Genomic DNA, 1,053 nt, shown 5'->3' with positions numbered 1-1,053 from the left:
GCCGAGCCGGGCTTCGAGCGCAATGACCTGCCGGCTGAGCGGCGACTGGGAAATGTGCAGGCGCTCGGAAGCACGCGCGATGCTTTCCGATTCAGCCACGGCCACGAAATAGTGAAGCTGCTGCAAGTCGAGCATTGAGACCTTTCAGGTCCGTTTTCATTCCGTAACGGACGTGGACGAGCATAGACCGAAGCGGAATCATCGGGCCATCGACAACAACTGCTCCCTGCAGGAGAAACGACATGGCACTCACCCGATTCGGATTCATCGTCACCGGCGCCGGGCTCGATCCGTCGCGCGACCGCTGCGTGCTGGAGTCCGGCGCCTTCAGGATGGTGGCCATCGGCGTGCCCACAGCCGCCGAAGGGCCGGCGGCCGCACGCGCCCTGCTGGCCGAAGGCGTGCAGCTCATCGAGCTTTGCGGCGGCTTCGGGCCCGCCGGCACGGCGGCCGTGCTTTCGGCCATCGGCGGCGCGGTGCCCGTGGGCTCGGTGGGCTACGGGCCGGAGTCGACAGACGCCATGGCGCGGCTCTTCGCCACCTGAGGCCGGTAGCAGGCGGCGGGTGGCCGGGGCCGGCGCATGTCTATACACTGCCCCCGATGCAAACGCACCGCCGCTTCCTCTGGCGCGCCATCCTGCTCTTCTCGTTGGTCTGGCTCGGTGTCACGGCATCCGCGCAGGCCGCCGACGAGACGCTGCGCGTGGGCTCCAAGCGCTTCACCGAGTCGTACATCCTGGCCGAGCTGCTGGCGCAGACCGCGGCGCCGCACACCGCGTCGCCGCCCGTGGTGCGCCAAGGGCTGGGCAACACGGCCATCGTGTACGAGGCGCTGCGCTCGGGCGCCATCGACCTGTATGCCGAATACACCGGCACCATCGCGCTCGAAATCCTCAAGGGCTCGCCGGCGGAAACGCGCGAGGCCATGAATGCCGCGCTCGCGCCGATGGGCCTGGGCGTGGCCATTCCGCTGGGCTTCAACGACGGCTATGCGCTGGCGGTGCGCGCGGCCGACGCCGACCGGCTCGGCCTGCGCACGCTGAGCGACCTGGC

General features: G+C 69.3%; 3 protein-coding genes. 2 read left to right on the top strand and 1 reads right to left on the bottom strand.

Annotated features, from left to right (window positions below; genetic code table 11):
• Positions 1-135 (bottom strand): LysR family transcriptional regulator (locus tag DBV14_RS34230; RefSeq protein ID WP_185546194.1); only part of this gene is annotated, 135 nt, incomplete at its 3' end.
• 107 nt (positions 136-242) lie between these two features.
• Here DBV14_RS34230 and DBV14_RS31390 point away from each other — a divergent pair.
• On the top strand, positions 243-545 hold the full coding sequence (locus DBV14_RS31390) for a DUF6506 family protein (RefSeq protein ID WP_124465588.1): 303 nt from the start codon (positions 243-245) through the stop codon (positions 543-545).
• Positions 542-1,053 (top strand): glycine betaine ABC transporter substrate-binding protein (locus DBV14_RS34085; protein ID WP_311732876.1); only part of this gene is annotated, 512 nt, incomplete at its 3' end. The genes DBV14_RS31390 and DBV14_RS34085, both read left to right, overlap by 4 nt.

This window comes from Variovorax sp. KBW07, assembly GCF_003852515.1.
In the GTDB taxonomy this organism is placed as follows: Bacteria; Pseudomonadota; Gammaproteobacteria; order Burkholderiales; family Burkholderiaceae_C; genus Variovorax.
This window is presented reverse-complemented; position numbering and strand designations above follow the sequence as displayed.